Below are 3,043 nucleotides of genomic sequence, written 5' to 3' on the forward strand. Positions count from 1 at the left end.
TCTGTATCTATAAATATAATTGGTGTGTTTCTACACTTTGCTAGTGATGCCCAAAAATATTTTTCTCTTAAATTAAAAAAAGATCTAATTAAAGAAGGATTTTTCGAAAATATAAGAAATACAAATTATTTAGGAGAAATACTAATTTATCTATCATTCGCAATCCTCTCAATGAGTTTCGTTCCATTAGTAATCCTTGCAATATTTTTCTCTATAGTTTTTCTACCAAGAATGATAAAAAAAGATAAATCGCTCTCAAAATATGATTCATTCGAAGAATACAAAAAGAAAAGTGGTCTAATATTGCCTAAATTAAATGCCTGATAACAACTTACCCAGTTGGAGGCAAGATTTAAAATCTTCTAGAAAAAAAGAGGGCAAATCACCCTCTAATAGATGGATACAGCTTGCAACAGTCAGCGAAGAAAATGAGCCAAGATTAAGAACAGTTGTTTTCAGAGGATGGCATAAAGATAGTTCAATGATAATTTTCACAGATAGAAGAAGTGAAAAAATTGGGCATTTAAAATCCAACCCTAATGCAGAAATATTATGGTTCTTTTTGAAAACCAAATCACAATATAGATTTAAAGGAAAAATACGTGAATTAAGTGATAACAAAAATTATTGGGATTCATTATCAGAAAAATCAAAATCTTCTTGGTTTTGGGGGTCTCCTGGAGAGAAAATAAACCCAAAAGTCCAATCTACTTATGAAAGATTATCCAATCTACCCAAGTCAGAAAATTTTGTGGTTCTAAATTTTGAAATATATTCAGTAGATCTTCTTAAATTAGAACAGCCTGTTCATAAACGATATTTTTGGGAAAAGGTTAAAAAATGGGAAAAAGTTGAAATTAATCCTTAAATATTTCTAAATTGTATATTTAGGTTGAAATACATAAAGTCATAAGTCAGTTTTAAAAAAGAAGTATTATTTATATGAATTTCTCAGAAATTCCAGAAAGTCCTTTTATTTTTCTATCTTGGGTGACTGCTATAGGGCTTTTTATAAGTCTTTGTGAAGCAACGATTAAGATAAAACTTGAGAAGAGGAATAGTTATCGAAAAAGGTTAGCAATAATAAATAGTCTTTATCCTAAAAAGTTAGCTTGAAGTATCTGAGAGTATGTTCGCTTGCAGAAATTGAAATAAACCGCCTTTGTTTGTTTCTTCTTTTACTTCGACTTGCTTGGAAGGTTTTGCTTTTGTTGAAGGTATGATTTCCTCATCATCTTCTGATTTCAGAATTCTGATGATGACTTCGTCTAAGGAGAAATTTCCAGGACCTGTTAGTGCAATTGAAGTTGCTGAAGCGAAATATAGAAGTAAAAGCTCTAGTAAGAAAATATTAAAACCTGAAGTAACAAGTGCATGATATATGGCGACAGAAATTGTTCCAACAATTGCCAAAGCTCCGAACCTTGTGGCTAAGCCGATAATTAATAACCAACTACCACCTATTTCTGAAAATGCCGCTATGTATGATAAAAATATTGGGAATGGGAGATGTAATGGTCTTACAAAAGCATCAGCGAAATTTTCAATGTTTGCTAATTTCTCATAACCGTGATGTATAAGAACAGTTCCTGTTATAACTCTAAGAATTAATAAAGCAGTATCTTTGCTAAACGACTTGGTAAGAATTGTTGAAAGCACTATTAAAAAATTATCCTTAAGTAAAAATAACTAGTCACAGTATCCATCGTGGATTAAAGAGCAAAAGTCGCGCCTAAATAAGTATTTATACTTACTTACCAAAGGGGTTGTTTTCTGATTAGAAATTCAACTAAGTTAAAAATTATTTTTTTGAAAAATTTTCTAATATTCTCTGATTTATTTTTGGAATATTTTCTTTAAATTTAAAAAACCCTCTTTTAGCAAATTTCCAAGCAAATAAATCTTCATCCCTCACAAGATTAAAAATTTTTTTATGGTGTAAATTTTTAAACTCTGTTATGAAATCATAATTCTCTCCCACTCCAGGATAAATAATGTCTATTTCGTTAGTATTTTTAAAAGTATTTTCCAATGAATAAGGATCAATCTGTTCAACATTATCAAATTGCTCTAAAAATTCAGAGACCAAATCTTGTTTAAATTTCAATACAGATTCAGACAATTTAATTTGTCTTTGTTCATTTTTTAAAAGGATAATAAATACTTTTTTATAGCTTGGAAGTAAATTTTTAAGGGTTGCAAGGTGTAGGTCATTTTCAAACATAATCAGATTATCTGATTTAGGATCCATATCATTTTTATAAATCTCATCTTCAAATGGTATTTGATTAGATTCTTCAAGAAAAATTTGTTGATTACTTATTTTTTCTACATTAAATCTATTATTTGAAAACTTTCTGAGGTTTGATGATGAAAAAAGATATTGTTTTCCCTTTGTTTGCAATCCTCCGACCCATCTCCAGCTAAGGAGATTAGATGAAGCATCTCCATCAAAAAGATATTTAAAGAAAAACTTCGCTCCCAATTGCCATGGGAGGCCTAAATTAAATATCCAAGTACTCGCAAACCACATTCTTGTATGGTTATGCAAATAGTTGTACTGCTTTAATTCATGTACCCAAGAATTAAAAAAATCTAATTCTGTATTGCCATTAATTGCACTTTCATATAACTCATAATCAAAATCGAGATTTTTTTCTGAAATAAAATTTCTCCAAACTTTAGGTCTATTCTCCATCCACCCTTTCCAGTAAACTCTCCAAAATATTTCTTCAACAAATTTAGTTGAATTTTTGATTTTGTACTTACTTTTAATATCATGGATCAGATCATATTCCGATAATATTCTATGAGTAATGAAAGGAGATAATTTTGAAACTGAACTTTCGTTATTTGGCCCAAAATCAAAATTTCTTAATTTTGCATAATCATTGATTTTGTATTTCGCAAAATTTTCCCAGGTATTTTGAGCCCTTAATAAAAATGACATTTTCTCATAACTTTAAAAAATTTTTTTTTGTATTGATAGAAATTTCAAAAATTTGCCTTTAATTAGTCCTTAAAATTTTCTATTTCACTTTTA

At 29.0% G+C, this 3,043-nt stretch carries 4 protein-coding genes; 2 read left to right on the forward strand and 2 right to left on the reverse strand.

Annotated elements, in window-relative coordinates:
* The coding region (locus tag AMO19_RS00460) for a DUF1295 domain-containing protein (RefSeq protein ID WP_146255912.1) at positions 1–324 on the forward strand (324 nt) is incomplete at its 5' end.
* Positions 317–868 (forward strand): pyridoxamine 5'-phosphate oxidase family protein, encoded by a 552-nt coding sequence (locus tag AMO19_RS00465; protein WP_075506880.1) that lies wholly within the window; start codon positions 317–319, stop codon positions 866–868. The genes AMO19_RS00460 and AMO19_RS00465, both read left to right, overlap by 8 nt.
* A 239-nt stretch (positions 869–1,107) precedes the next feature.
* On the opposite strand, the gene AMO19_RS00470 is transcribed toward AMO19_RS00465, so the two are convergent.
* On the reverse strand, positions 1,108–1,659 hold the full coding sequence (locus tag AMO19_RS00470) for a DoxX family protein (protein WP_075506881.1): 552 nt from the start codon (positions 1,657–1,659) through the stop codon (positions 1,108–1,110).
* 142 nt (positions 1,660–1,801) lie between these two features.
* Positions 1,802–2,950, reverse strand: coding sequence for an FAD-binding domain-containing protein (locus tag AMO19_RS00475; RefSeq protein ID WP_075506882.1), 1,149 nt, complete (start codon positions 2,948–2,950; stop codon positions 1,802–1,804).
* Positions 2,951–3,043 lie beyond the last annotated feature (93 nt).

This window comes from Prochlorococcus marinus (genome assembly GCF_001180245.1).
Classification (GTDB): Bacteria; Cyanobacteriota; Cyanobacteriia; order PCC-6307; family Cyanobiaceae; genus Prochlorococcus_A; species Prochlorococcus_A marinus_F.